This window comes from Actinomadura gamaensis (assembly GCF_042652125.1).
Taxonomy (GTDB): domain Bacteria; phylum Actinomycetota; class Actinomycetes; order Streptosporangiales; family Streptosporangiaceae; genus Spirillospora; species Spirillospora gamaensis.
Genome location: NZ_JBHSIT010000022.1, coordinates 38193 through 63107, shown reverse-complemented (window position 1 = coordinate 63107; position 24915 = coordinate 38193). Strand labels below are relative to the sequence as shown.

General features: G+C 74.0%; 20 protein-coding genes and 1 rRNA gene. 8 read left to right on the top strand and 13 right to left on the bottom strand.

What is annotated here, in order from left to right:
- Nucleotides 1–81: ribosomal RNA gene (gene rrf / locus ACFPCY_RS42420) — 5S ribosomal RNA — on the top strand; the annotation flags it as partial.
- 63 nt (nucleotides 82–144) lie between these two features.
- Here rrf and ACFPCY_RS42415 read toward each other — a convergent pair.
- The 4 genes from ACFPCY_RS42415 to ACFPCY_RS42400 form a co-directional block, all read right to left on the bottom strand.
- A complete protein-coding gene (locus tag ACFPCY_RS42415; protein WP_378265478.1) occupies nucleotides 145–618 on the bottom strand; it encodes a hypothetical protein in 474 nt (157 codons plus the stop codon).
- Between the two features lie 184 nt (nucleotides 619–802).
- Complete coding sequence (locus ACFPCY_RS42410) at nucleotides 803–1957, bottom strand: FAD-dependent oxidoreductase (RefSeq protein WP_378265476.1); 1155 nt, start codon at nucleotides 1955–1957, stop codon at nucleotides 803–805.
- A gap of 224 nt (nucleotides 1958–2181) precedes the next feature.
- The gene (locus tag ACFPCY_RS42405) at nucleotides 2182–2877 is read right to left on the bottom strand and encodes a TetR/AcrR family transcriptional regulator (protein WP_378265474.1); all 696 of its coding nucleotides are present in this window, start codon (nucleotides 2875–2877) and stop codon (nucleotides 2182–2184) included.
- A 163-nt stretch (nucleotides 2878–3040) separates the two neighbouring features.
- On the bottom strand, nucleotides 3041–3715 hold the full coding sequence (locus ACFPCY_RS42400; RefSeq protein WP_378265472.1) for a TetR/AcrR family transcriptional regulator: 675 nt from the start codon (nucleotides 3713–3715) through the stop codon (nucleotides 3041–3043).
- A 102-nt stretch (nucleotides 3716–3817) separates the two neighbouring features.
- Here ACFPCY_RS42400 and ACFPCY_RS42395 point away from each other — a divergent pair, with 102 nt between their 5' ends.
- On the top strand, nucleotides 3818–4798 hold the full coding sequence (locus tag ACFPCY_RS42395; RefSeq protein ID WP_378265470.1) for a TIGR03620 family F420-dependent LLM class oxidoreductase: 981 nt from the start codon (nucleotides 3818–3820) through the stop codon (nucleotides 4796–4798).
- Nucleotides 4799–4896: 98 nt separating this feature from the next.
- Nucleotides 4897–6132 (top strand): MFS transporter, encoded by a 1236-nt coding sequence (locus ACFPCY_RS42390; protein WP_378265468.1) that lies wholly within the window; start codon nucleotides 4897–4899, stop codon nucleotides 6130–6132.
- Nucleotides 6133–6394: 262 nt separating this feature from the next.
- Here ACFPCY_RS42390 and ACFPCY_RS42385 read toward each other — a convergent pair whose 3' ends face one another.
- Together ACFPCY_RS42385 and ACFPCY_RS42380 are read right to left on the bottom strand one after the other, a co-directional pair.
- The gene (locus tag ACFPCY_RS42385) at nucleotides 6395–6712 is read right to left on the bottom strand and encodes a YciI family protein (RefSeq protein WP_378265466.1); all 318 of its coding nucleotides are present in this window, start codon (nucleotides 6710–6712) and stop codon (nucleotides 6395–6397) included.
- 7 nt (nucleotides 6713–6719) lie between these two features.
- Nucleotides 6720–7328 (bottom strand): TetR/AcrR family transcriptional regulator, encoded by a 609-nt coding sequence (locus tag ACFPCY_RS42380; protein WP_378265464.1) that lies wholly within the window; start codon nucleotides 7326–7328, stop codon nucleotides 6720–6722.
- A gap of 113 nt (nucleotides 7329–7441) precedes the next feature.
- On the opposite strand from ACFPCY_RS42380, the gene ACFPCY_RS42375 reads away from it, so the two are divergent.
- The 4 genes from ACFPCY_RS42375 to ACFPCY_RS42360 are packed head-to-tail and all read left to right on the top strand — an operon-like array spanning nucleotide 7442 to nucleotide 13873.
- Nucleotides 7442–9178 (top strand): acyclic terpene utilization AtuA family protein, encoded by a 1737-nt coding sequence (locus ACFPCY_RS42375; RefSeq protein WP_378265462.1) that lies wholly within the window; start codon nucleotides 7442–7444, stop codon nucleotides 9176–9178.
- A 56-nt stretch (nucleotides 9179–9234) separates the two neighbouring features.
- The gene (locus ACFPCY_RS42370) at nucleotides 9235–10767 is read left to right on the top strand and encodes an acyl-CoA carboxylase subunit beta (RefSeq protein WP_378265482.1); all 1533 of its coding nucleotides are present in this window, start codon (nucleotides 9235–9237) and stop codon (nucleotides 10765–10767) included.
- 2 nt (nucleotides 10768–10769) lie between these two features.
- Nucleotides 10770–12722 carry an ATP-binding protein gene (locus ACFPCY_RS42365; protein WP_378265460.1) on the top strand — a complete coding sequence of 651 codons (1953 nt, stop codon included), beginning with the start codon at nucleotides 10770–10772 and terminating at the stop codon, nucleotides 12720–12722.
- Nucleotides 12719–13873 carry an acyl-CoA dehydrogenase family protein gene (locus ACFPCY_RS42360; RefSeq protein ID WP_378265458.1) on the top strand — a complete coding sequence of 385 codons (1155 nt, stop codon included), beginning with the start codon at nucleotides 12719–12721 and terminating at the stop codon, nucleotides 13871–13873. Before ACFPCY_RS42365 ends, ACFPCY_RS42360 begins: the two co-directional genes overlap by 4 nt.
- Before the next feature lie 52 nt (nucleotides 13874–13925).
- Here the strand turns inward: ACFPCY_RS42360 and ACFPCY_RS42355 are convergent, their stop codons facing one another.
- The 6 genes from ACFPCY_RS42355 to ACFPCY_RS42330 all read right to left on the bottom strand — a co-directional run bounded on the left by ACFPCY_RS42355 (nucleotide 13926) and on the right by ACFPCY_RS42330 (nucleotide 21555).
- Nucleotides 13926–15833: a histidine kinase gene (locus ACFPCY_RS42355; RefSeq protein ID WP_378265456.1), complete on the bottom strand. Its 1908-nt coding sequence runs from the start codon at nucleotides 15831–15833 to the stop codon at nucleotides 13926–13928.
- A 136-nt stretch (nucleotides 15834–15969) separates the two neighbouring features.
- Nucleotides 15970–16536 carry a P-loop nucleotide/nucleoside kinase family protein gene (locus ACFPCY_RS42350; RefSeq protein WP_378265454.1) on the bottom strand — a complete coding sequence of 189 codons (567 nt, stop codon included), beginning with the start codon at nucleotides 16534–16536 and terminating at the stop codon, nucleotides 15970–15972.
- Entirely contained in the window at nucleotides 16533–17594 is a 1062-nt protein-coding gene (locus tag ACFPCY_RS42345; RefSeq protein WP_378265452.1) for an enolase C-terminal domain-like protein, read from the bottom strand. The genes ACFPCY_RS42350 and ACFPCY_RS42345 overlap by 4 nt, the downstream gene beginning before the upstream one ends.
- 119 nt (nucleotides 17595–17713) lie before the next feature.
- A complete protein-coding gene (locus ACFPCY_RS42340; RefSeq protein WP_378265450.1) occupies nucleotides 17714–18211 on the bottom strand; it encodes a hypothetical protein in 498 nt (165 codons plus the stop codon).
- Between the two features lie 19 nt (nucleotides 18212–18230).
- Nucleotides 18231–19856, bottom strand: a complete 1626-nt coding sequence (locus tag ACFPCY_RS42335; RefSeq protein ID WP_378265448.1) for an LCP family protein — start codon at nucleotides 19854–19856, stop codon at nucleotides 18231–18233.
- A 262-nt stretch (nucleotides 19857–20118) separates the two neighbouring features.
- The gene (locus ACFPCY_RS42330) at nucleotides 20119–21555 is read right to left on the bottom strand and encodes a GuaB1 family IMP dehydrogenase-related protein (RefSeq protein ID WP_378265446.1); all 1437 of its coding nucleotides are present in this window, start codon (nucleotides 21553–21555) and stop codon (nucleotides 20119–20121) included.
- A 697-nt stretch (nucleotides 21556–22252) separates the two neighbouring features.
- Between ACFPCY_RS42330 and ACFPCY_RS42325 the strand changes: the two genes are divergently transcribed.
- Entirely contained in the window at nucleotides 22253–23173 is a 921-nt protein-coding gene (locus ACFPCY_RS42325) for an Lrp/AsnC family transcriptional regulator (RefSeq protein WP_378265444.1), read from the top strand.
- A gap of 97 nt (nucleotides 23174–23270) precedes the next feature.
- On the opposite strand, the gene ACFPCY_RS42320 is transcribed toward ACFPCY_RS42325, so the two are convergent.
- On the bottom strand, nucleotides 23271–24875 hold the full coding sequence (locus ACFPCY_RS42320; protein ID WP_378265441.1) for a Na+/H+ antiporter: 1605 nt from the start codon (nucleotides 24873–24875) through the stop codon (nucleotides 23271–23273).
- Nucleotides 24876–24915: the final 40 nt, after the last annotated feature.

Here is a 24915-nt window from a genome sequence, read left to right as displayed (position 1 = left end):
ATCCCGAACCCGGTAGTTAAGCCCCTCAGCGCCGATGGTACTGCATGGGAGACTGTGTGGGAGAGTAGGACACCGCCGGACATATTTTGGAAAGGGCTCCGCCACGAAAGTGGCGGGGCCCTTTTTCTCTTGGTGGGAATGTCCTCAGGGGGAGTTGGGGGCGCAGGCCGGCGGGGCGGGCGGCAGGACGACCGTGCCGTCGATGACCTCGCCGGTGTCCTTCCGGACGGCGTGGGCGTTCATCGTCTGCGTGGTGTTGTGCAGCGCGGAGGTCATGTGGACCTCGCGGATACCGGTCGCCGTGGAGACGTCGTCCGGGTTGGAGAAGAACACCGTGCCGTTGTGGGTGAAGGTGACGCTCCAGTGCTGGCCCGCCCCCTGGGTGGCGATCTCGAACTCCTCACCGACGACGAGCTGGCCCTGCACCGGCCCGTCGTCGTCGTACATGGATTTCAGCGTCCACGTGGTGCCGAGCGTGCCGGCGCCGCTCTTGGACACTCCGGGGCCGCAGCGGCGGCCCTGGGCGAGCGCCGCCGAGCTGTCGACCGCGGTCGCGGCCACTCCGGTCAGCGTCAGTACGCCGGCGGTCAGAACGGCGGCGGGAATGCGCATCCGCATCGAGGGTCCTCCCTTTGTCGGGGATGCACTGTCGGAAGGAGATAGCGCGGCGGGTTACGGCGGGGTTCTCCCGAACGTGACCCCAGGGTGGGGCGACGGACCGTCATGCAGGGCGGCGTCGGCCCAGCCGCCGAAGAGGGAACGGATGCGGGGCGGGCATCGGGCATCGTCATCGCCTCCTTCGTCAGGACGGGTCCGTGTCGGGCTCGGAGCGCGAGGCGAAGAAGGCGACCATGTCCTGCAGACTCCGCTCGCCGAACATCGTTTCCAGGCTGGTGGCGGAGTCCAGCGCGACCTCGGCGCTGCGCGGGAAGAGCGTCTTCTCGTACGCGGCCAGGGCGGCCTCGGTGTCGCCGGGGCGCGCGGCGATCGCCAGGGCGAGTTCGGCGCCGTCGAGCATGGCCAGGTTGGCGCCCTCTCCCGCGAACGGGGACATCAGGTGCGCGGCGTCGCCGAGCAGCGTCACGCCCGGCACCCGGTCCCAGCGGTGCCCGACGGGCAGGGCGTGGATGCGGCGCGGGCCGATCGTGTCGGCGTCGGCGATGAGGCCGCGCAGGTCGTCGGACCAGCCGTCGAAGTGGGCGAGCACGGCGGCCTTGGCGGCGGCCGGGTCGGTGAAGTCGACCGTGTCCGGCCAGCCTTCACCGATCTTGAGCGCGGCGTAGGCGTGCAGGCTGCCGTCGCTCTCCCGGTGCGCGAGGATGCCGCGCTCGTCGCCCAGGGCCATGAAGAAGCCGCCGCCGACGACCGCCGCGCTGCGCGGATGGCGGGTGTCGGCCTCGAACAGGTCGGTCTCGGCGAAGGAGATGCCGGTGTAGGCGGGCCGGGTGCCGGAGACCAGCGGCCGGACGCGGGACCAGGCGCCGTCCGCGCCGATCAGCAGATCGGTGGTGACGGTCGAGCCGTCGGCGAACTCCACCTCGTGGCGGCCGTCGCCGAGCGGCCGCGCGCGGGCGACCCGCCGACCCCAGTGGACGGCGCCGTCGGGCAGCGAGCCGAGCAGCAGGTCGCGCAGGTCGCCCCGGTCCACCTCCGGGCGGCCGCCGGCATCGTCGTCCGGTTCGTCCACGAACACGGTGCCGTCGGGGCCGAGCAGGCGCATCGCCTGCCCGCCCGCATGGATGATCTCGCGGAACTCGTCGTGGAGGCGGGCGGCGTGCAGCGCCTGCTGCCCGCTCTCCTCGTGGATGTCGAGCATTCCGCCCTGGGTCCGGGACGCCGGCGAGCCCTCCAGCTCGAAGATCGCCGATTCGATGCCGTGGACGTGCAGGACACGGGCGGCGGTGAGCCCGCCGAGGCCCGCGCCGATGATCGCGATCGGGACGTGAATGGTGCTCATGACTGCCTCCGATGAAAGCTGGGAAGGTCTGCGGGTGCCGCAGTGGTGGCCGCCGGGGCCGCGCAAGGACACGGCGTCGGACCGGGCACCCGGATCTGGCACATGTCGGAGCCGACGGATGGAGACCGTCACTCTGTAGAACACGCTCGTGACGAACATATTCCTGACGAACATGTTCGTCACGCGTTGCGTCCCAGCGATGGAAGCGGACGCCCGCCCGGTCCTCAGCCCTGCGCGCCGGGGACGGGCGTCCCCACGATCCCGTTGACCAGGACGTCGAAGCTCCAGCGGAACCGCTCCTCCGGGGAGCCCCCGACCAGGGCGGGCATGTGCGCGGCGATCGCCGGGTGCTTGTCCGCGCCCGCGGCGCCGAACGCGCGCACGGTGGCGCTCCACTCTTCCTCGGCGGCCGGGTCGCGCTCCCGCGCCGACTGCTCGGCGGCGGTGGCCGTGGCGTCCTGGAGCAGCTTGTCCACGCCCCAGGCGACCTGCTCGCGCGGGGCCCCGCTTCGCGACAGCAGGTCCAGGACCCGGTCCACCAGGCGCAAGTAGTTCTCGCCGCTCGGCCGGGCGACGAGCGCGGACCGTGCGAGCTGGGGGTACTGGAACAGCACCAGGGTGTAGGACCGCATCACCGCGCGGAGCTGCTCCCGCCAGCCCTCGCCGCCGTCCCGTCCGGTCAGGTCGATCTCGCCGAGCAGGGCGTCCAGGACCGCCGCGTGCAGCTCGGCGGTGTTGGCGACGTAGACGTACAGCGAGGCCGGACCGGTGTCCAGCTCCTGGGCCAGGCGGCGCATCGTCACCTTCTCCAGCCCCTCCTCCCGCATGATCCGGACGGCGGTCTCGGTGATCCATCCGCGGGACAGGGCGGGCTTCGCCGGGCGGTCCCGACGGCTGATCGGCTCTCTCCGGACGCTCATGACCACGATCGTAACGAACGTGTTCGCTTCGGCGACGCCCTGTCGGCTCCGGAAGGAGGATCCGCCTCGGGCGTGGTGGCGTGGCCAGGGAGGCTCGCACCGTCCGGCGCAGTTCGTCGGCGACCTCGCCCGGCTCGTCGCGTGGCCGCCGGGCGCCAAGCCCTCAGCGAGCTGTCCGAGCCCGGCCGTCCGGTGGGCGGGCGCGGTCGGGCGGGGGCCGGAGGGCGTCCCGGACGAGCGCGAGCAGGCGGCCGGGACGGTCGGGGCCCGTGTCGGGACCGGCTGTGGTGAGGGCGACGCCGACGACGAGTTCGATCATGTCCTCGGGGGTCGCGTCGGCGCGGGCGACGCCTGCTCGCTGGGCGTTGGCGAGCACGCGGGCGGCGGCGGCGCGGATCGCCGCATGGCAGTCCAGGCCCAGGCCCGGGTCCAGGCCCCGGTCCAGGCCTGGGTCCGGGTCCGGGCGCGGGTCCGGGTGCGCGGGTTCGGTGAGGGCCGCGCCGCCGAGGCCGTGGTCGCTTCGGGCATGGGCGAGGAAGGCATGCAGCCAGCCGTCCAGGGCCTCGTCGGGCGAGGCGTCGGCGACCAGTTGCTCGGCACGGGCGCAGAGCCGCTCGACGCGGTCGGCCAGGACGGCCGACAGCAGCGCCTGGCGGGTGGGGAAGTGCCGGTAGAGCGTGCCGGGGCCGACGCCCGCGCGCCGCGCGATCTCGTTCAGCGAGGCGTCCGGGCCGTCCTCGGCGAACGCCGCGCGGGCCGCCGCCAGGATGCCGTCGCGGTTGCGCCGCGCGTCGGCGCGCGGGGCGCGCCGTGGGCGCCGTGGGTCCGCCGTGGTCATCGTCCCATCCTCGACCGGAAGGCTCCGGGTAGCGAAACGGAGAAGTTCTCCGTATTATCCCACACGGAACCGGAGAGGTTCTCCGGAAAAGGGAGTGGCGGGATGCAACGCGACAGGCTCGGCCGCGTCGGGATCTGGACGTTCGCCTTCGACGGGCAACCGGCGGACCGGGTGCGCGAGGCGGCGGCCGAGATCGAAGAACTCGGCTACGGGACGATCTGGTTCGGGGAGGCGTTCGGCCGCGACACCGTCGGCCAGGCCTGGCTGGTGCTCGGCGCGACGCGGCGGATCGTCGCCGCGGCCGGCATCGCCAACATCGCCTTCCGCGACCCCATCGCGATGCGGACCGCCGAACGCACGCTGGGCGAGGCGTTCCCCGACCGCTACCTGCTCGGCCTCGGCGGCCACCGGGCCGGTGAGGCGGGCTCGCTGGACGGCTACGCCATGCCCGCCCTCGGACGCGCCGTCCCGACGATGCGCGCCTACCTCGACGCGATGGACGCCGTCCCCTCGCACGCCCCCGAGGCCGCCTCCGAACCGCGCCGGGTGCTCGCCGCCCTCGGCCCCAAGATGCTGAAGCTGGCGGGGGAGCGGACGTGGGGAGCGCACACCTACTTCGTGCCCGTCGAGCACACGGCGCGCGCCAGGCAGAGCATGGGACCGGACGCCTTGCTGGCGGTGGAGCAGGCCGTCGTGCTCGACACCGACATCGACCGGGCGCGGGAGATCGCGCGGGCCCACGTCGCCGGATACGTGACGATGGCCGAACACCAGCGTGCGAGTCTGCGGCGGCTCGGGTTCGACGAGGACGACATGACCGGCGGCCCCGGCGGCGCCCCCGCAGACCGCCTCGTGGACGCGATCGTCGCTTACGGCGATGTCGAGACGATCCGCGACCGGGTCCGCCGGCAGCAGGACGCGGGAGCCGATCACGTCTGCGTCCAGGTCCTCACCGACGACCCGACCGCGCTTCCACGCGCCCAGTGGCGCGAACTCGCCCCCGCCCTCCTGTCAACACCGCTCCATCCGACGCAGCCGATGCAGTTCGTGCCCTCGTCCGCCGTCGAGGCGCTGACCTGGTGAGAAGCGCCCGGCCGGAAAGCTTTGTTGCGAATATCTTGCAATAGCAAGTGATTCGCATCAGGATGGCGGGGACGTGGTCCTCGGCCTCCGGAGTCCCCATGCGCCATCTGCTGCCCGAGAGCAGGCCCCAGCGTGTGCTGGCCGCCTCGAACTTCCTCTACACGCTCGGCAGCGGCCTGTACCTGACCGCCGGGGTGCTCTACTTCACCGAGGCGGTGCGGCTCCCGGCGGGCCAGGTGGGGGCGGGACTCGGGATCGCGGGGCTCGTGTCGCTGGCGGTCGGCATCGGTGTCGGGCATCTCGCGGACCGGCTCGGGGCGCGCGGCGTCTACGCCGCCACGCTGCTCGTCCGGGGGATCGCCGCGGCGGCGTTCACGCTCGTGGACGGGTTCTGGTCGTTCGTCCTCGCGGTGTGCGCGGCGACCGGCGCTCAGGCGGCGGGGCTGGCGGCGCGGAGCCCGCTGATCAGGAGCTTCGGCGGGGAACGGCCGCAAGAGTTCCGCGCCTACCTGCGCGCGGTGACGAACGTCGGGGTCTCGCTCGGCGCGTTGCTGGCGGGCTGGATCGTCGCGGTCGGGACGGCGCCGGCTTATCAGGGGCTGGTGCTCGGGCTGGCGGTCTCGAACGTGCTCGCGGCGGCGCCGCTGCTCCTGCTGCCGCGGGTGAGGCCCCGTCCGGCGGACGGCGGCCCGCGGTGGATCGCGCTGCGCGACCGTCCCTACCTGGTGCTGACCGCGCTGGACGGGATGATGGCCGTCCAGTTCAAGGTGCTGACCGTGGCGCTCCCGCTCTGGCTGATCGCGGCGACGTCCGCGCCGCACTGGCTCATCGCGGGGACGATGGTCACCAACACGGTGCTCGTGGTGGGGCTCCAGGTGCGGGCGAGCCGGGGCGTGGACTCGCCGGCGGCGGGCGGCGGCGCGTACCGGCGCGCCGGGGTCGCGTTCCTGGTGTCCTGCTCCCTGATGTCGCTGGCGGCGGGTGTTCCGGCGTGGACGGCGGCGGCGCTTCTCGTCGGGGCCGTGGTCGTCCACACGCTCGGGGAGCTGTGGCACGCCGCGGCGGGGTTCGAGGTGTCGTTCGCGCTCGCGCCCGAGCACGCCACCGGCCAGTACCTCGGCGTGTTCGGGCTGGGCGCGGGGCTGGCGGAGGCGTTCGGCCCCGGCCTGCTGATCTCGCTGTGCATCACGTGGGGGCGTCCCGGATGGTACGTGCTGGGCGCGCTGTTCGCACTCACCGGGCTCGTGGCGCTGCCCGCCGTCCGCTGGGCGCAGCGCCGGCGGGACGCCGCGCCCGCGACGGCGGCTCCGTCGGACGCGGCGGCGGTGGCCTAGGCGGCGCGGCGCCCGTCAAGATCACAAGTCGCCATCGGGCGGCGCCGCGCGTCGCGCACTCTCGCCCCTCCTCGGCCACCCCGTCCTGCGGATAGTGGCAGCGACGAGGACGCACGGCCGGAGCGGGGGTGAGTCACCCGCACCTACCGGGACGGCCTGTCCGGGCAGGAGGCGTACGTCCAGCACGCGCGCCTGACGGGCTGGACCGCGGCGCGGTCAGAGCCCGACGACCTCTGGTCGGCCGCGGCGGCACTCGGTATACCTAGGACGTTTTTCCTCCGCCGTCCGCCAGCAGTTCCTTGAGAGCCGGGTGGACGCGGCCGGGCGTGACCGTGGCGATGTCGTAGCGGGCGACACCGGCCTGGACGAACGGGTCCTCGTCGGTGAGGCGGCGGACGGCGTCCGCGTCCAGACCTCCGGCGGCGAGGACCACGCCGCCGTCCTCGGTCGGGACGGTCTGCCCGGACAGCAGGAACGTGCCGGCCGCGTGGTGCCGTTCGAGGAAGGCGACGTGGCCGGGGACGTGCGGGGCGGCGTCCGACTCGGACGCGGTGTAGGTCAGCCGGAGTACGTGGAGCATGTGATCATTATCGGCCCAGGGCGGCGTCGAGGGTGGCGGCCCACTGGCGGAGCAGGCGGGAGCGGCGGGCCGAGTCGTCGGTGAGCAGGTCGGCGAGGCCGAGGCCGCGGACCAGGTCGAGCGTCGCCTGCACGGTCTCCCGGACGCCGGGCACCGACTCGTCCGCGCCGAGGGCCTCGACGGTCAGCCGGTGCGCCTCGCGGCCGAACCGGGCCTCCAGGGGGACGACCTGGGCGCGCAGCTGCTCGTCGGAGCTGGCCGCGACCCACAGTTGCAGCGCGGCCTTGAAGAGCGGGCTGGAGTACATGTCGCCGAGGAGGGTGACCACCTCGAGGGTGCCCGGGCGGCGTCCCGCCAGGCCGTCGAGGTGGGCGCGCATCTGGTCCATGCGGACCTCGGTGCCGTACTCGACGGCGGCGGTGACCAGCTCCTCGCGGGTGCGGAAGTGGTGCTGGGCCGCGCCGCGCGAGACACCGGCGCGTTCGGCGACGACGGTCACGGTCGTCCCGGCCCAGCCCGCCGTCGCCAGGCACTCGACGGCGGCCTCCAGCAGGCGGCGGCGGGTGGCGCGGCTGCGGTCCTGCCGGGGTTCGCGGGGGACGGCCGGGGTGGTCATGGTCTCCTTCGGGTGGCTCGGGGCTCCTGGTCCGATCAGTCAAGCAGAGCGCGCGAGCGGAAAACAATCAAGCACGATTGATTTTTTCATTCGGGGCTGGCAGGGTGCGGGGCATGAGTCGACCGCTGCGCGTCGGGAACGCCTCGGGCTTCTACGGCGACCGGTTCAGCGCCGTCCGGGAGATGCTGGAGGGCGGGCCGCTGGACGTCCTCACCGGGGACTACCTGGCCGAGCTGACCATGCTGATCCTCGGCCGCTCGAAGCTGAAGGACCCGGGCGGCGGGTACGCCTCGACGTTCCTGCGGCAGATGGAGGACGCGCTCGGGCTCGCCGCCGAGCGCGGCGTCAAGATCGTGACGAACGCGGGCGGGCTGAACCCGCGCGGCCTCGCGGAGCGGCTCGGCGAACTGGCGGACCGGCTCGGGTTGGACGTGCGCGTCGGCTACGTCCACGGGGACGATCTGCTCCCGCGCGCGCAGGAGCTCGGCCTGGGGGACGAGCGGTACGGGCAGCCGCTCACCGCGAACGCCTACCTCGGAGCCTGGGGCATCGCGGAGTGCTTGAAGGCGGGCGCCGACGTCGTGGTGACCGGGCGCGTCACCGACGCGTCGCTCGTCGTCGGGCCGTCCGCGGCGCACTTCGGCTGGGCGCGCGACGACTTCGACGCGCTGGCGGGCGCGACCGTCGCCGGGCACGTGCTGGAGTGCGGCGCGCAGGCGACCGGCGGCAACTACGCCTTCTTCCAAGAAATCTACAATGTAAAGGCGGCGGGCGCGGCGCGTCCCGCCGGGTTCCCGGTCGCCGAGATCCACGCGGACGGGTCGTCGGTGATCACCAAGCACGACGGGACGGGCGGAGCGGTCACGGTCGAGACCGTCACCGCGCAACTGCTGTACGAGATCGGCGCGCCCGCGTACGCCGGGCCCGACGTGACGGCGCGCTTCGACACGATCGAGCTGGCCCCGGACGGTCCCGACCGGGTGCGGATCGGCGGCGTGCGCGGAACGCCGCCGCCCCCCACCACGAAGGTCTGCCTCAACCACCTGGGCGGGCACCGTAACGAGATGACGTTCGTGCTGACGGGCCTGGACATCGAGGCCAAGGCGGATCTCGTGCGCGCGCAACTGGAGGCCGCGCTGGGGGAGGACCGTCCGAGCCGGGTCGAGTGGACGACGGTCGGCGCCGCGAAGCGGGACGCGGAGACGCAGGGCGAGGCGACGGCGCTGCTGCGCTGCGCGGTCCTGGACCCGGATCCGGAGAAGGTCGGCCGCGCCTTCAGCAACGCCGCCGTCGAGCTGGCCCTGGCCGGGTATCCGGGCTTCACGATGACCTCGCCGCCGGGGAAGGGCGGCCCCTACGGGGTGTACCGTCCGGCGTTCGTGCCGAACGAGGAGGTCGAGCACCTGGCCGTCCTGCCCGACGGCACGCAGGTCTCCATTCCCCCGGCACCGAGGACCGCATCGCTCGGCGCGATTTCCGCCGGCGGCAATTCTCCTGCCGCCCCTTCGGAAACGGGCCCGATGCGGGAAGTGCCTCTGGGAGTTATCGCGGGCGCGCGAAGCGGAGACAAAGGCGGGGACGCCAATATCGGGGTCTGGGCTCGGACTCCCGCCCAGTTCTCGTGGCTCGAAAGCCATCTCACCGCGGAGCGCTTGCAAGAACTCCTGCCGGAGACGAAGGAGCTTCGCGTCGTCCGGTACGTGCTGCCGAACCTCCGGGCGGTGAACTTCGTCGTCGAAGGGCTGCTCCAGGAGGGTGTGTCCGCCTCGACCCGGTTCGACCCGCAGGGCAAGGCCCTCGGGGAGTGGCTGCGGTCCCGTTCCGTCATCGTCCCGGAGGCCGTCCTTTGACCCTCAGAAGCACGCTGGACACCGCGAGCCCCGAGTACGCCGAACGCAGGGCGGCGATGCTCGGCAAGCTCGCCGAGCTGGACGCCGAGCACGCCAAGGCCCTGGCGGGCGGCGGCGAGAAGTACGTGGAGCGGCACCGCAAGCGCGGGAAGCTGCTCGCGCGGGAGCGGATCGAGCTGCTGCTCGACCCGGACTCGCCGTTCCTGGAGCTGAGCCCGCTGGCAGCGTGGGGCAGCGACTTCCCGGTCGGCGCGTCGGTGGTGACGGGCATCGGCGTCGTCGAGGGCGTCGAGTGCATGATCGTCGCGAACGACCCGACCGTGCGCGGCGGGTCGAGCAACCCGTGGACGGTCAAGAAGAGCTTCCGGGCGTCCGACATCGCGCTGGAGAACCGGCTGCCGGTGATCAACCTGGTCGAGTCCGGCGGCGCGGACCTGCCCACGCAGAAGGAGATCTTCATTCCGGGCGGGCGGATGTTCCGCGACCTGACGCGGCTGTCGGCGGCCGGGATCCCGACGATCGCGCTGGTGTTCGGGAACTCCACGGCGGGCGGCGCGTACATCCCGGGCATGTGCGACTACACCGTCATGGTGAAGGAGCGCGCGAAGGTGTTCCTCGGCGGCCCGCCGCTGGTGAAGATGGCGACGGGCGAGGAGTCCGACGACGAGTCGCTCGGCGGCGCGGAGATGCACGCGCGCACGTCCGGCCTCGCCGACTACATGGCGGTGGACGAGCACGACGCGCTGCGCCTCGGCCGCCGGATCGTCAAGCGGCTCAACCACCGCAAGCTCGGCCCCGCGCCCGGCCCGGTCCGCGAACCGCTGTACGACCCGGAGGAGCTGGCCGGGATCGTCCCGGAGGACCTGAAGGTCCCGTTCGACCCGCGCGAGGTGATCGCCCGGATCGTGGACGGCTCGGAGTTCGACGAGTTCAAGCCCCTCTACGGGACGAGCCTGGTCACCGGCTGGGCGCGGCTGCACGGCTACCCGATCGGGATCCTCGCGAACGCGCAGGGCGTGCTGTTCGGCGCGGAGGCGCAGAAGGCGGCGCAGTTCATCCAGCTCGCGAACCAGTCGGACACGCCGCTGCTGTTCCTGCACAACACGACCGGCTACATGGTCGGCGCCGAGTACGAGCAGGCCGGGATCATCAAGCACGGCGCGCTGATGATCAACGCGGTGGCGAACTCGAAGGTGCCGCACCTGACCGTGGTGATGGGCGCGTCCTACGGGGCGGGGAACTACGGCATGTGCGGGCGGGCCTACGACCCGCGGTTCCTGTTCACCTGGCCGAGCGCGAAGTCGGCGGTGATGGGGCCGCAGCAGCTCGCCGGGGTGCTGTCGATCGTCGCGCGGGCCGCCGCGGAGGCCCGCGGCCAGGTGTACGACGAGGAGCAGGACCGGGCGATGCGGGAGCTGGTCGAGACGCAGATCGAGGCCGAGTCGCTGCCGTTCTTCCTGTCCGGGCGGCTGTACGACGACGGGGTCGTCGACCCGCGCGACACCCGCACCGTGCTCGGCCTGTGCCTGTCGGTGGTCCACAACGCCCCCGTGCGCGGCGCGGACGGCTACGGCGTCTTCCGGATGTGATGATGATCGAGAAACTGCTGGTCGCCAACCGCGGCGAGATCGCCCGCCGCGTCTTCCGCACCTGCCGCGACCTGGGCGTCGCGACGGTCGCGGTGTTCTCCGACGCCGACGCGGACGCGCCCCACGTGCGGGAGGCCGATGCGGCCGTCCGGCTGCCGGGGGACGCGCCGTCGGACACCTACCTGCGCGCCGAGAAGATCATCGAGGCGGCGCGGGCGGCGGGCGCGGACGCCGTCCATCCCGGCTACGGGTTCCTGTCGGAGAACGCGGACTTCGCGCGGGCCGTCCTCGCGGCCGGGCTGACCTGGGTCGGGCCGCCGCCGGCGGCGGTCGCGGCGATGGGGTCCAAGATCGAGGCGAAGCGGCTGATGGCGGCGGCCGGGGTGCCGGTGCTGCCCGAGCCGGACCCCGCGAAGGTGACCGCGGCGGACCTGCCGATCCTGGTGAAGGCGTCGGCGGGCGGCGGCGGACGCGGTATGCGGGTCGTCCGCGACCTGGCCGAGCTGGACGAGCAGGTCGCGGCGGCCGGGCGCGAGGCGGCGTCGGCGTTCGGCGACCCCGCGGTGTTCTGCGAGCCGCTGCTGGAGCGCGCGCGGCACATCGAGGTGCAGATCCTCGCGGACGCGCACGGGACGGTCTGGGCGCTGGGGGAGCGGGAGTGCTCGATCCAGCGCCGGCACCAGAAGATCGTGGAGGAGGCGCCGTCCCCGGCGGTGTCGCCCGCGCTGCGGGCGGAGCTGTGCGCGGCGGCGGTGAACGCGGCCAAGGCGATCGAGTACGCGGGCGCGGGCACGGTCGAGTTCATGCTCGCGCCGGACGGCCGGTTCTTCTTCCTGGAGGTCAACACCCGGCTGCAGGTCGAGCATCCGGTGACCGAGTGCGTGTACGGGCTGGACCTGGTCCGGTGGCAGCTGGAGATCGCCGAGGGCGCGCGGCTGCCGGACGAGCCGCCCGCGCCGCGCGGCCACGCGATCGAGGTCCGGCTGTACGCCGAGGACCCGGCGCTCGACTGGCGGCCCGCGAGCGGCGTCCTGCACGCGTTCGAGGTGCCGGACGTGGACGCCCGGTTCGCCGTCCCGGACGGGGCCGGGCTGCGCCTGGACGCCGGGTACGAGACGGGCGGCGAGGTCGGCGTCCACTACGACCCGATGCTGGCGAAGCTGATCGCGTTCGCGCCGACCCGCGCCGCCGCCGCGCGCCGGCTCCGCCGGGCGCTCGCCGGAGCGCGGCTGCACGGCGTCACGACGAACCGGGACCTGCTCGTCCGGGTGCTCGGCGAGGACGCGTTCCTTGCCGGGGACACCCACACCGGCTACCTGGACGAGATCGGCCTCGACGTCCTGGCCCGTCCGCTGGCGGACGAGCGCGCGGTGCGGCTGTCGGCGCTGGCCGCCGCGCTGGCCGACGCGTCCGCGAACCGCGCCGCCGCGCCGGTCCTCGGCGGGTTGCCGTCGGGGTGGCGGAACGTCCCGTCGCAGCCGCAGCGCAAGGCGTTCGAGGGCGGGATCGAGGTCGAGTACCGCCTCACCCGGAACGGGCTCGCCGCCGAGGACGGGGTGGCGCTGGTCGACGCGTCCCCCGAACGGGTCGTCCTGGACGCGGACGGCGTGCGGCACGCGTTCGACGTGCGCGCGGCGGGCGGGCGCGTCTTCGTCGACTCCGCCCTCGGCCCCGTGGCGCTGACGCCGCGACCGCGCTTCGCCGACCCGAGCGACCTGGTCGCGCCGGGCTCGCTGCTCGCGCCGATGCCGGGCACGGTCGTCCGCGTCGAGACCGAGCTCGGCGCGGACGTCGCGCAGGGGCAGACGCTGCTGATCCTGGAGGCGATGAAGATGGAGCACCGGATCGCCGCGCCCGCCGCCGGGACCGTGACCGCGCTGAACGTGACGCAAGGACGGCAGGTCGAGGCCGGATCGGTCCTCGCTGTGATCTCCGAAGGGACCCCCGACAAGTGAGCTTCATCGAGTCCGAGGAGCGGCGCGCGCTGCGCGCGGCGGTCGCCGAGCTGGGCGCGGAGTACGGGCCGGACTACTACGTCCGCAAGGCCAAGGCAGGGGAGAAGACCGACGAGCTGTGGGCCGAGGCCGGACGGCTCGGCTACCTCGGCGTGAACGTCCCCGAGGAGTACGGCGGCGGGGGCGGCGGCATCGGCGACCTCGCCGCGGTCTGCGAGGAGCTCGCCGCCGCCGGGTGCCCGCTGCTGCTGATGGTGGTGTCCCCGGCGATCTGCGCCACGATCATCGCGCGGTCCGGCACCGAGGCGCAGCGCGAGCACTGGCTGCCCCGGTTCGCCGACGGCTCGGTCAAGATGGCGTTCGCGATCACCGAGCCGGACGCCGGGTCGAACTCGCACCGCATCACCACCACCGCCCGCCGAGACGGCGACGGCTGGGTGCTGACGGGGCAGAAGACCTTCATCTCGGGCGTGGACGAGGCGGACGCCGTGCTGTTCGTCAGCCGCACGCAGGACCAGAAGGGCAACCTGCGGCCGTCGCTCTTCATCGTCCCGACCGACGCGCCCGGCTTCACCTTCACCCCGATCGAGATGGAGATCCTCTCGCCGGAGAAGCAGTTCGTCTGCCACCTGGACGACGTCCGGCTGCCGTACGAGGCGCTCGTCGGGGACGAGGACGGCGGCCTGCTCCAGCTGTTCGCGGGGCTCAACCCCGAGCGGATCATGGCGTCCGCGATGGGCGCGGGCATCGGCCGGCTCGCGCTCGGCAAGGCCGTGGGCTACGCCAGGGACCGGCAGGTCTTCAAGACGCCGATCGGCGCGCACCAGGGCCTCGCGCACCCCCTCGCGGAGGCGAAGGTGGAGCTGGAGCTTGCGCGGCTGATGGCCCAGAAGGCCGCCTGGCTGTACGACGAGGGCGACGACATGGGTGCGGGCGAGGCCGCGAACATGGCGAAGTACGCCACCGCCGAGGCCGCGATCCACTGCGTCGACCAGGCCATCCAGACGCACGGCGGCAACGGCCTGACCACCGAGTACGGCGTCGGGATGCTCGCCGGGGTCGTCCGGCTCATGCGCATCGCCCCGGTCAGCCGCGAGATGATCCTCAACTTCGTCGCGCAGCACTCCCTGGGCCTGCCGAAGTCCTACTAGCCCGCGCTGGCCCCCCCCGCCCAGCCCGCGCTGGCCCGCCGCTTAGCCCGCGCTAGCCCGCCGCGGCCGACTCGCCGGAAGCGGGACGGAGGGCGTCGAGCAGCGCGCGCATGTCGTTGAGCGCGGCGCGCGCGTGCTCGGCGACCTCCCGCAGCGCGGCGGGATGGTCGGCGTCCGGGTCGGCGAGGGCGTCCTCCGCCACCCGGACGAACCGGGCCGTCCGGTCCAGGACGGTGCCGCGCAGGCCCTGCGTGACGCGGTGCCGTTCCGCCGTGACGGCCGCGCCCGCGCGGGCCGCCATGGTCTCCAGCGCCGCGTTCTCCCAGCGGTTCCCGCGCGTCACCACCGCCTTGCCCACCGCCCAGGCGGGCAGGAGGAACAGCAGCCCGAGGACGTAGCCGATGACCAGGCCGGGCACGAGGGACGAGCTCCCGTTCAGCCGGACCAGCATCGCCGCGAGCGTCGCCGCCCACGCGATCGCCGCGACGAACGGCGCGGGCCAGGCCGGGACGCCGCGCCGGGCGTAGGCGGCGACCGCGTACACGGCGCTGATCAGCGTGGTCGCGCCGATGAACAGCAGCCCGGTCATGGCCGCGCGGGTCGTCCCGGCGGTGCAGGACCACAGCACGTCGAACGCCGTCGTCCAGGCCAGCACGGCGTAGGGGGCGTGGCGGCGCCACCACAGCGGCAGCGCCCGGAGCAGGAACGCCGCCGCCAGCAACGCGGCGGACCAGGCCGTCCAGCCGGGCAGGAGCTGCTCGGGCGGCACGAACGCGACCAGGACGGGCAGCAGCACCGACGTCGCGATCAGGATGCCGTCCACGACCTCGGGCCAGCCGTGGCCGCGCCCGTCGGCCTGGCCCGTCGGCAGGACGGCCCGGACCCGCCAGCCGCCGGACGCGTCCGGGCCGGCGGTCAGCGTCCCGCCCAGCGCCCCGGCGCGGTCGCTCATCCCGGCGATGCCCCGGCCGGTGCCGAGCGGCGGCACGTAGCCCTCGACCTCCGGCACGCCGTTGCCGACCTCGACCTCCACCGCGCCGGGCAGGTACCGGACCGACACGTCCACGGCCGCGCCGGACGCGTACCGCATCGCGTTCGTCAGCGACTCCTGGACGATCCGGTACGCCGCCGTCACGACCTGCGGCGGCAGCCTGCGCGCCCGGCCCTCGACGTCCAGCGCGACCGGCGTGCCGAGCCGCCGAATCCCCTCGCACAGGGGCGGCAGCAGCGCGGGCAGGCCGTCGGCGGTGCTCTCCTCGGGCTCGACCTCGTCCACCAGCCGGGCGAGGGCCGCCAGGACGTCGCGGCCGGTGCCCGCGGCGGTCTCCAGGGCGTGCGCGGCCAGCGCCGCGTCCGGCACCGCGGCCGCCGCGCCGCTGTGCACGATCACCGCGCTCAGGTGGTGGCCCGCCACGTCGTGCAGGTCGCGCGCGAGCCGCTCGCGCTCGGCGGCGGCGACGACGTGGTGTTCGCGCTCCGCCGCGCCCAGCTGCTCGGCCAGCTCGGCCCGCCGGGCGCGCCGCTGCCTCCGCAGCTGCCCGAGCGCGGTGAGCGCCAGGAACAGCAGGGCGTCCACGGACGCGTCGAGCGTCCAGTCGCCGAAGCCGGTCGTGCGGAACACCGACGCGGTCTCGTGGACGGCGTAGGCGCCCGCGCACCCGGCGATCGCCACGCGCCGCTCGCTGTGCGCGGCGAGGGAGAACAGCGCCACCCACAGCGCGACGTCGGTCGAGGGCACCTCCTGCGCGTGGATCAGCAGCGCGCCCGCGTTCCCGGCGACCACGACCACCGCGACCACGACCAGCGGCCGGACGCGCCGTCCGACCAGCACCGCGTTCAGGAAGAGGGTGAGCGCGACCAGTCCGATCCAGCCGGCCCGGTCGCGCGGCACGAGGAACTCGTCCCCCAGCGACAGCAGCCCCGCGATGGCCAGCGGCGGCGGGACGAGCAGCAGCGGCACCCCGACGTCCGCGAGGCTCGGCCATCCCCGCGGCCGGCCCGCCGACGTCCCCCCGGACGGTGAGCGATTCCCCCGAACTGTCACGCGATGACCCTAGCGTCCGGTACGGCCCGTTCGCACTGCCATAAGCCCCTGATCAGGTGAGACGCGCGACCTGCCGGTCCACCGGAACCGCCGCGCCGAGCCGGTTGTCGATCTCGTCGTGCGGGACCGGCGGCGGCTCCTCCGGACGCATCCGCGCGCAGAACGCGCCGAACGCGTCGAGCTTCCCGGCGTCGCGGGCCAGCCCGCGCGCCTCCAGACGATGCCGCAGCGTCGCCGGATCCGACCTGATCCACACCAGCCGGACGGGCGGACCGCCCAGCTCGTCCACCCACCGCGCCCAGCGCTCCGGCGAGCGGATCTGGCCGGTGAACGGGCCGCTCAGCAGCACCGGGCAGCCGTGCGAGCGGATCTCCCGCGCCGTCGCGGTCAGCCCCTCGTACTCGTGCGCCTTCACGTGCTCGTCGTACCAGGGACCCTCGCGCTCGCCCGGATCGCGTCCCGCCGCGGCGAGCGTCGCCGCGACGAACGGGCCGTAGAGCGTGTCCTTGTCCAGCAGCGCCGGGACGGGCCGGAGCCGCGCCAGCAGCAGCCCCGCCACGGTGCTCTTCCCGCCGCCGGGCGGGCCCGCCACCACCCAGGCCGTCGCCCCGCCGCTCATGCCGGGAGGCGGTGGTGCTCGCGCGCCAGGCGGGCGATGGCGTCCTCGTCGATCACGTGCCCCAGGCCCGGCTGCGTGAGCGGCACGCCGACCACGCCGCCGGACGAGCGGACCGGCGGCGTCACGAACACCGGGCCGCCCGCCGGGTCGGTCACCTCGCTCGGCAGCGTCACGCCGGGCAGCGCCGCGAGCGCGACCGCCGCCGACTGCCCGATCCCGAACGCGCCCGCGCCGGTGCACCACACGTCCCAGCCCGCCGCGTACGCGCGGTCGTGCGCCGCGCGCGCCGCCGTCAGCCCGCCGAACCGGCCGAGCCGCAGGTTCAGCGCCCGGCCCGCGCCGAGGTCGATCGCGGCCTCCAGGGTGTCCCGGTCGCCGATGTCCGGCGCGACCGCCGCGTCCATCCGGCCCTGGAGCCGGGCGTGCGCGGCCAGGTCGTCGGCCGCGAAGGGCCGCTCGACCGCCGTCACGCCGTAGCCGTCCAGGGCGGCGAGAGCGTCGAGATGCGCGGGCGTCTCGGCGTAGCCGTGCCGCGCGTCCGCCACCAGCGCCAGCGCCGGGTACGCCGCGCGGATCTCCCGCACCGGCTCCACGTCCCAGCCCGGACGGATCTCCACCGTCACCCGCGTGTGGCCCGCGCCGACCGCCCGGTTCACCCGCGACACCACGGTCTCCAGCAGCGGCTCGGGGGAGATCCGCGCGGCGGTCACGATCGAGGTCCGGGTGCCGCCGAGCGCGTGCGCGAGCGGCTCGCCCCGGCCCCGGCACCACAGGTCCCAGCAGGCGGTGTCCACCGCGGACGCCGCGCCGCTGGTGCCGAGGTCGGCGACCGCCGAGACGTCCTCGGGACGGTCCCAGTCCAGCCCGATCAGCGCGGGCGCCATCCGCTCGGCGATGTCCGCCCAGGCCGGAGCCGCGCCCGCCGCCTCCTCGGGCACCGCGACCTCGCCCCAGCCGACGGCGCCGTCCGCGCCCGTCAGCCGGACGAGGATGCTCTCCGGCCGCCGCCCGCGCGGCATCGCCACGCGGTAGGCCTCACAGCCCTCGATCTGGGGCACCCGTACTCTTCCTCACGCTCGTCGAACCGCTCGTCGGACTGCTCGTCGGACCGTTCCCCACCCTGTTCCCCTCACCCGTTCCCCCTCACCCATGATCCCCCCTGCCGGGCCGGACGGGTTCACCGGGCGCGCGGCGGCCACCGCACCGGCCACCGCACCGGCCACCGCGTCAGTCGGCGCAGGAGCCACCGCAGCGGCGGACGCGGCGGACGGCGCACGTAGCCGCCGTCCGCCAGCCCCGCCAGCCGCTCGAACGGGTTGTAACTCGCGGGATCCCCGCACACCGCGAGCGACAGGCCCGCGCACGCCAGGTACGGCACCAGCATGACCGGGCCGAGGCACCAGGCGTACTGGGTCGCGTGCCGCCCCTCGTGCGCCAGCAGCGCCGGATCGCCGGTCAGGTCCGCGACGCCTTCGCGGGTGAGGACGACGTTGCCCATGGTGAACGCGGTCGCCACCGGAACCGGCAGCCGGTACCCGCCGGCCAGGAGCAGCCCTTCCGGGCCGCGCACCGGCGCCGCGCGGGGCCGGGTGCCCGCCCGGGCCAGCAGCAGCCCGAGCGGCGTCGCCAGGTTCGCCCAGTTGGCGACCCGCCGGACGCGGTGCACCGCCCTCACATCCGGAGTGTTCCCCGGATCACGACGGGCAGATCGCGTCCAGCGAGATCGGCTTGGCCTTGTCGTGCCCGGAGTCGTGCCCGGACGAGCCCGAGCCCCCGCCGCTGCCGCCGTCACCCGACGGCGACGCGGACGGGCCGCCGTCCGAGGACGGCTCCCCGGACGGCGACCCGCTCCCGGACGGCGACGCCGACCCCGACGGCGAACCGGCGGACGAGGCGGAGGGCGAACCCGACGGCGAACCGGACGGCGAGGGCGTCGCGTCCGAGCCCATCGCCTTGGCCGCCAGCCGGCGGATCAGCGCGAAGTCGGGGTTGCCGGTGCTGATCAGCGGCGGGACGAACGCCAGCGTGCTGATCTGCGCGCCGTCCTTCACCTTCTCCGACAGCTTCACCAGCGCGGGCAGCAGCTCCTGCGGGATGTCGGTGGAGATCGCACGCTTGGTCGCGTCGGCGAGCTTGTCGAACTTGGTCAGCACGGTCGTCGGGTCGGCCTGCCGGGCGATGGCGCGCAGCAGGCACTTCTGGCGGCCCATCCGGGTGTAGTCGTCGCTGTCGGTGCGCGAGCGCCCGTACCAGAGCGCCTCCTTGCCGTGCAGGACGCGGTCGCCCGGCTGGAGCACGCCGCCCTGGAGCCCGTACGGGATCGGCTGGGTGATCTTGATCTTGACGCCGCCCATCGCGTCCACGATGTCGGCGAAGCCGAACATGTCGACCATGATGTAGTAGTCGATGCGCTGGTGGAGGATGCCCTCGATGGTCTGCTTCAGCAGCGTCGGGCCGCGGTGGTTCTTCGCCACGCCCGGCACCATGTCCGGGTGGTCCTCGGCGTACTGGAAGACCTCGTTGAGCAGGCCGGGCGTCTCCGGGCCGTCCCCGGTGAACCCGTCGGGGAAGCGGTCGCGGGCCGGGCCGGGCGGCATCTGGAAGTGCTCCAGGTTGCGCGGCATGCCCACCAGGACGGTCTCGCCCGTTTTGGTGTCGACGCTCGCGACCGTCATCGAGTCGGTGCGGGTGCCCTCGCGGTCGTAGGCCGAGTCGCTGCCGAGCAGCAGCACGTTCACCCGCGACTGCCCGTTCCAGGGGTCGCTGGTGTCGATCTGCTTGGCGCCGTTCGTGCCGCCCGCGTGGAAGATGCTGGTGAGGGTGGAACGCGCCACATAGGTGGTGTGCGCGGCCCAGGAGACCGGGACGGCCACCGCGAAGCACAGCAGCGCGACGACCACGCCGCCCGCCGCCCGCGCCGGCGCGGACATCTCGCCGGGCCGGGTGATCTGGTACGAGCGGATGATCACGCACAGCCAGACCAGGCCGACCAGCAGGATCCCGCCCGCGACGGCCGACAGCACGTCCGGCCGGACGGCCAGGTGCAGCAGGTCGGGCCGGTAGACCAGGTACCAGGCGCCCAGGCCGACCACGAGCGCCGCGAACAGCGCCACCAGCGCCGCGCCCAGCGTCCGGCGGCCGGTGCACAGGTGGGCCACGCCCCACACCAGCGTCGAGGCCACCGTGAGGCCGAGGGAGCGGGGGAGCCCGCCGCCGGAACCGGACCGTCCGGGACCGGGGCCGGACCGCTCGGCCGCCTCGTCCGGCGCCGGGCCCGCCTCCGCGTTCCGGCGGTTCCGCCGCGCCGGTCGACTCGTCATGGACGCTCCACTTCCCTACGCGCTCTCAATTCAGGCACATAACTACATTCAGGACGCGCAAAACCAGGTCAAGGTTGCGGAAGTAGTCGTCCGAATACGAGCAGTACGCCGTTACTTGCAACTGATGCCTAGAATAGGCACTTCGCTCGGCTCGTGCGCGGCCGGACGGTCCCACCGCGGCCAATATTCGATCATGTCGTGCCCCCGCGGCGGGCCCGATCGCCCACCGCGGGACGGCAGTGCAGGTCAGCGGAGCGAGCGGTCACCAGGAGGTGGCGAGCGGCATGCCCTCGGCGTAGCCGGAGGACGACTGGACGCCCACCACCGCGCGCTCGTGGAACTCCTCCAGCGACCGCGCGCCCGCGTAGGTGCAGGAGCTGCGCAGGCCAGCGACGATCGAGTCGACGAGGTCCTCCACGCCGGGACGCTGCGGGTCCAGGAACATGCGGGAGGTCGAGATGCCCTCCTCGAACAGCGCCTTGCGGGCCCGGTCGAACGGCGAGTCCTCGGCGGTGCGCAGCCGGACGGCCCGCGCCGACGCCATGCCGAAGCTCTCCTTGTAGAGCCGCCCGTCGGCGGCCCGCTGGAGGTCGCCGGGGGACTCGTACGTCCCGGCGAACCAGGAGCCCACCATCACGTTGGACGCCCCGGCGGCGAGCGCCAGCGCCACGTCGCGCGGGTGCCGGACGCCGCCGTCCGCCCACACGTGGCGGCCGAGGCGGCGCGCCTCGGCGGCGCACTCCAGGACGGCGGAGAACTGCGGGCGGCCCACGCCGGTCATCATCCGGGTCGTGCACATCGCGCCCGGCCCGACGCCGACCTTGACGATGTCGGCGCCCGCCTCGATCAGGTCGCGGGTGCCCTCGGCCGTGACGACGTTGCCCGCCACGATGGGGACGTGCGGGTCCAGCCCGCGCACCGCGCGCAGCGCCGAGATCATCTTCTCCTGGTGGCCGTGCGCGGTGTCCACCACCAGCAGGTCGGCGCCCGCCTCCAGCAGCGCCTTGGCCTTGCCCGCCACGTCGCCGTTCACGCCGACCGCCGCCGCGATCCGCAGCCGGCCGGAGGCGTCCACGGCGGGCTTGTAGAGGGTGGCGCGGAGCGCGCCGGTGCGGGTCAGCACGCCGACCAGGCGGCCCTCGCCGTCCACGACGGGGGCGAGCCGGTGGCCGCGCGCGTGCAGCCGCTCGAACGCCTCGCGCGGGTCGACGCCCGCGGGGAGCGTCACCAGGTCGCGGGACATGATGTCGCGCAGGTTGGCGAACCGGTCCACGCCCTGGCAGTCGGCCTCGGTCACCACGCCGACCGGACGGTCGTTCTCGACCACGACGACCGCGCCGTGCGCGCGCTTCGGCAGCAGCGCCAGCGCCTCGCCGGCGGTGTCGGAGGGCGACAGCGTGATCGGGGTGTCCACGACGAGGTCGCGGCCCTTCACCCAGGAGATCACCTCGGCGACCACCTCGACCGGGATGTCCTGCGGGATCACCGCGACGCCGCCCCGCCGCGCGATCGTCTCGGCCATCCGGCGCCCGGACACCGCCGTCATGTTCGCCACGACGAGCGGGACGGTCGTCCCGCTGCCGTCGACCGTGGACAGGTCCACCTCGAGACGGGACCCGACCGACGAGCGGCGCGGGACCATGAAGACGTCGTTGTAGGTGAGATCGTGAGCGGGTCGCTCACCGTTCAACAGGCGCACGGCTGTTCTACACACCAATCGCGGTTCTGAGTGGCTGGGCCACCGTACATTGTGCGCCATACCCGGCCATGCTCGAACCAAAGCCCCGCGCGCGGATCGCGTCCCGCGCCGGACGGACCGATCACGGACCGATCAAGGCGCCCGAGGTGGACGGACAGGTCTCGCACGGTGACGAAAACGTGGCCGAGAGGTGATCGTCCGATGGGGTGCGCGGGCGCCCGGGCGACGCTCCCGACCTGCCCGGACACCCCTGCCGCAGGGGGTTCGCGAGGCCTTGCTCTCTGTGAAGTCACCTCTTGACGTTCTTGCGCGCTCGATGCACTTTTCTTACATGAGCCTCGCGCGGACGGCCGTTTCGCCGTAGGAGGCGGCACAGCAGAAGACCGGGAGTAGCGCATGTCGGTGACGCTCGTGGCCCCGGTCCGGCGTGCCCGCCGCCGGGGCGGGAGTGACGATCGCCACGCCCGCGCGCGTCCGGGCCCGGAACCGCCCCGCGCGGGGGCCCGGGGCGCGTTGCGTTGCCGCGCGCCCGCGCGCCGCCCCGCATTCGTCGCCGTCCGGGCCGTACGCCGACGCTTCGACGGCGGCCGGGACCGGCGAACACGAGCAAGATCAATATTTGACGGCAGACCGCCGTGAAATGGAATGATCTTGCAGTTCCGACAAAAAGTTTCATCGCATCGCGAGGAGGACAGCCGTGCTGGATGCGGTCGACGCCGTGCTCGTCCGCGAGCTCCAGCGGGATGGCAGAGCGACCTTCCAGGCGCTCGCCGACCGGGTGGGGCTTTCCCGCACGGCAGTGCGGGCGCGGGTGCAGAGCCTGCTCGAGACCGGAGTGGTCCGGGTCGTCGGCATCGTGCACTCGGCGGTGGTCGGGGCGGAGGCGGTGGGGCACGTGTCGATCACCGTCGCGGGCCCGGCCCGCGAGGTGGCCGCCGCGGTCGCCGAGCGGCCCGCCGTGGGGTTCACCGCGCTGACCGCCGGGCCGCACGACCTGGTCGCCCAGGTCCGCACCCGGGACGACGAGGCCCTGGCCGCCGAGGTGGACCACATCCGCTCGGTGCCCGGGGTCGAGGCGACCGAGGTGTTCCGGACCGTCACCACCGTCCGGGACGCGCACGCCGTGGTCCGGTCGCTGGACCGGATCACCCTGGACGACATCGACTGGCGCCTGCTGCAGGAACTGCAGCGCGACGGGCGGGCCCCCTACACGCGGCTCGCCGACATCATCGGGCTCTCGCAGGCGGCCACCCGCGCCCGCGTCGTCCGGCTGATGCGGTCCGGCGTCATCCAGGTCACCGGTCTCGCCGACCCGCTCGCGCTCGGCGCCGCCGAGCTCGGCGGGTTCGGGCTGGTGGTGTCCGGGGCGGTCCGGCGGGTCGCCGAGGCCGTCGCCGAGCAGGAGGGCGTGCGCTACCTGGCCACCGGGTTCGGCCGCTACGACATCGTCGGCCAGGCCGAGGCGTCGTCGCGGGCCGAGCTGGTCGAGGTCCTGGACGCCGTCCGCGGCATCCCGGGCGCGACCGTCCGGGAGTCCTGGCACCACCTGGACGTGGTCAAGGAGTCCTACGCCGTCGAACTGCCCGACAAGCCCCCGAACGGCTCGCCGGTCGTCTGAGCCGTCCGGACGCTCCGTCCCGTCCCGCACTGCCGCAGGGACACCGTTCCGTCCCGGACCGACCGTCCGGGACGGCTCGTCCACTCCGCCGCGCCCGTCAGTCGCGCTGGAGCGCGGCCTCCTCCAGGTCCAGTTCGTGCAGCACCCGCGCGAGGACCGCGTCGTCCAGCCGCCGCTCGTCCCGCATCCGGATGAACGTGGCGCGCTCGGCGGCGAGCATCTCGCGGCGCAGCCGCCGGTAGGTCGCGCTCGGCACCTCGCCGCCGCCGGGGACCGTCCCGCCGCCCAGGCGCTCCCAGGCCCGCAGCTGCCGGTGCTCGGCCATGTGCCGCAGCCGCTCCACCACGTTCTCGTCGAGCTCCTCCGACGCCGCCAGCTCGTCCAGCCGGCTGATCGCCGCGGACGCCGCCGCGTGCTGCGCGCCCGCCTCCGCCACCGTGTCGGTGTAGCTCTCGCGGTCGGCGCCGCCCGCGCGGAGCACCCGGATCAGCGCCGGGAAGGTGAGCCCCTGCACCAGCAGCGTCGCGAGGACGGTCGTGAAGGTCAGGAACAGCACGAGGTCGCGGTCCGGGAACGGCGCGCCGGACCGGGTGGTGAACGGGATCGCGAACGCCGCCGCGAGCGACACCACGCCCCGCATCCCGGCCCAGCCGACGACCACGTGGGCGCGCCAGTCCGGCTCCTCGCCCTTGCCCCGGTTCCGGGTGAGGCCGAGCTTGATCGGGAAGTAGGACACCGCGAACAGCCAGACGAACCGGGCGACGACCGTGACCGCGAAGGCCACCAGCGCCCACCAGGCCAGGCTCGGCCAGGACCGCTGCGAGACCGCGTCCAGCACGGGCGGGAGCTGGAGGCCGATGAGCAGGAACACCACCGACTCCAGCAGGAAGACGACGATCTTCCAGAACGAGTGCCCGATCAGCCGCGTGATCGCGGGCGACTCGGTGAACCGGTGCCCCAGGTACAGGCCGCTGACCACGACCGCGATCACGCCGGACGCGTGCACCGCCTCGGCGGTCAGGTACGCGGCGTACGGCGCGACCACCGCGACGGCGTTCTCCACCAGCGGGTCGTTCAGCCGCGTCCGCAGCCGGTGCAGCGGCGGCCCGAGGACGAGCCCGATCAGCGTCCCCGCGACGGCCGCGTAGCCGAACCGCCCCGCGCCGTCCAGCCAGGTGAACCCGGCGCCGGTCGCGGCGGCGACGGCGACCCGGAACGCCGTCAGCGCGGTCGCGTCGTTGAACAGGCTCTCGCCGACCAGGATCGTCACCGTGCGGCGGGGGAGCCCGAGCCGCTGCGCGACGCTCACCGCCGCGACCGCGTCCGGCGGCGCGACGATCGCGCCGAGCACCAGCGCCACCGGCAGCGGCAGGCCCGGCACCACCAGGTGCACGACCCAGCCGACCGCGAGGGTGGTGAACAGGACGAGCCCGACCGACAGCAGCGTGATCGGCCGGAAGTTGTCGCGCAGGTTGACGTAGCTGCTCTGCCAGGCGGCCGAGAACAGCAGCGGCGGCATGAACACGAAGAGCACGAACTCCGGGTTGAGCTCGAAGTTCGGCACGCCCGGCACGAACGAGACCAGCAGGCCGGCGATCACGAGCGCCAGCGGCGCGGCGATGCGGGTGCGCCGGGCGAGGGCGGCCACGGCGAGGGCGACCACCGGCACCGCCAGCAGCCACAGGGCGTGCGTCGTCTCCACGCCCCGATCATGGCATGTCCGGCAGACCGGTCGGACCGTC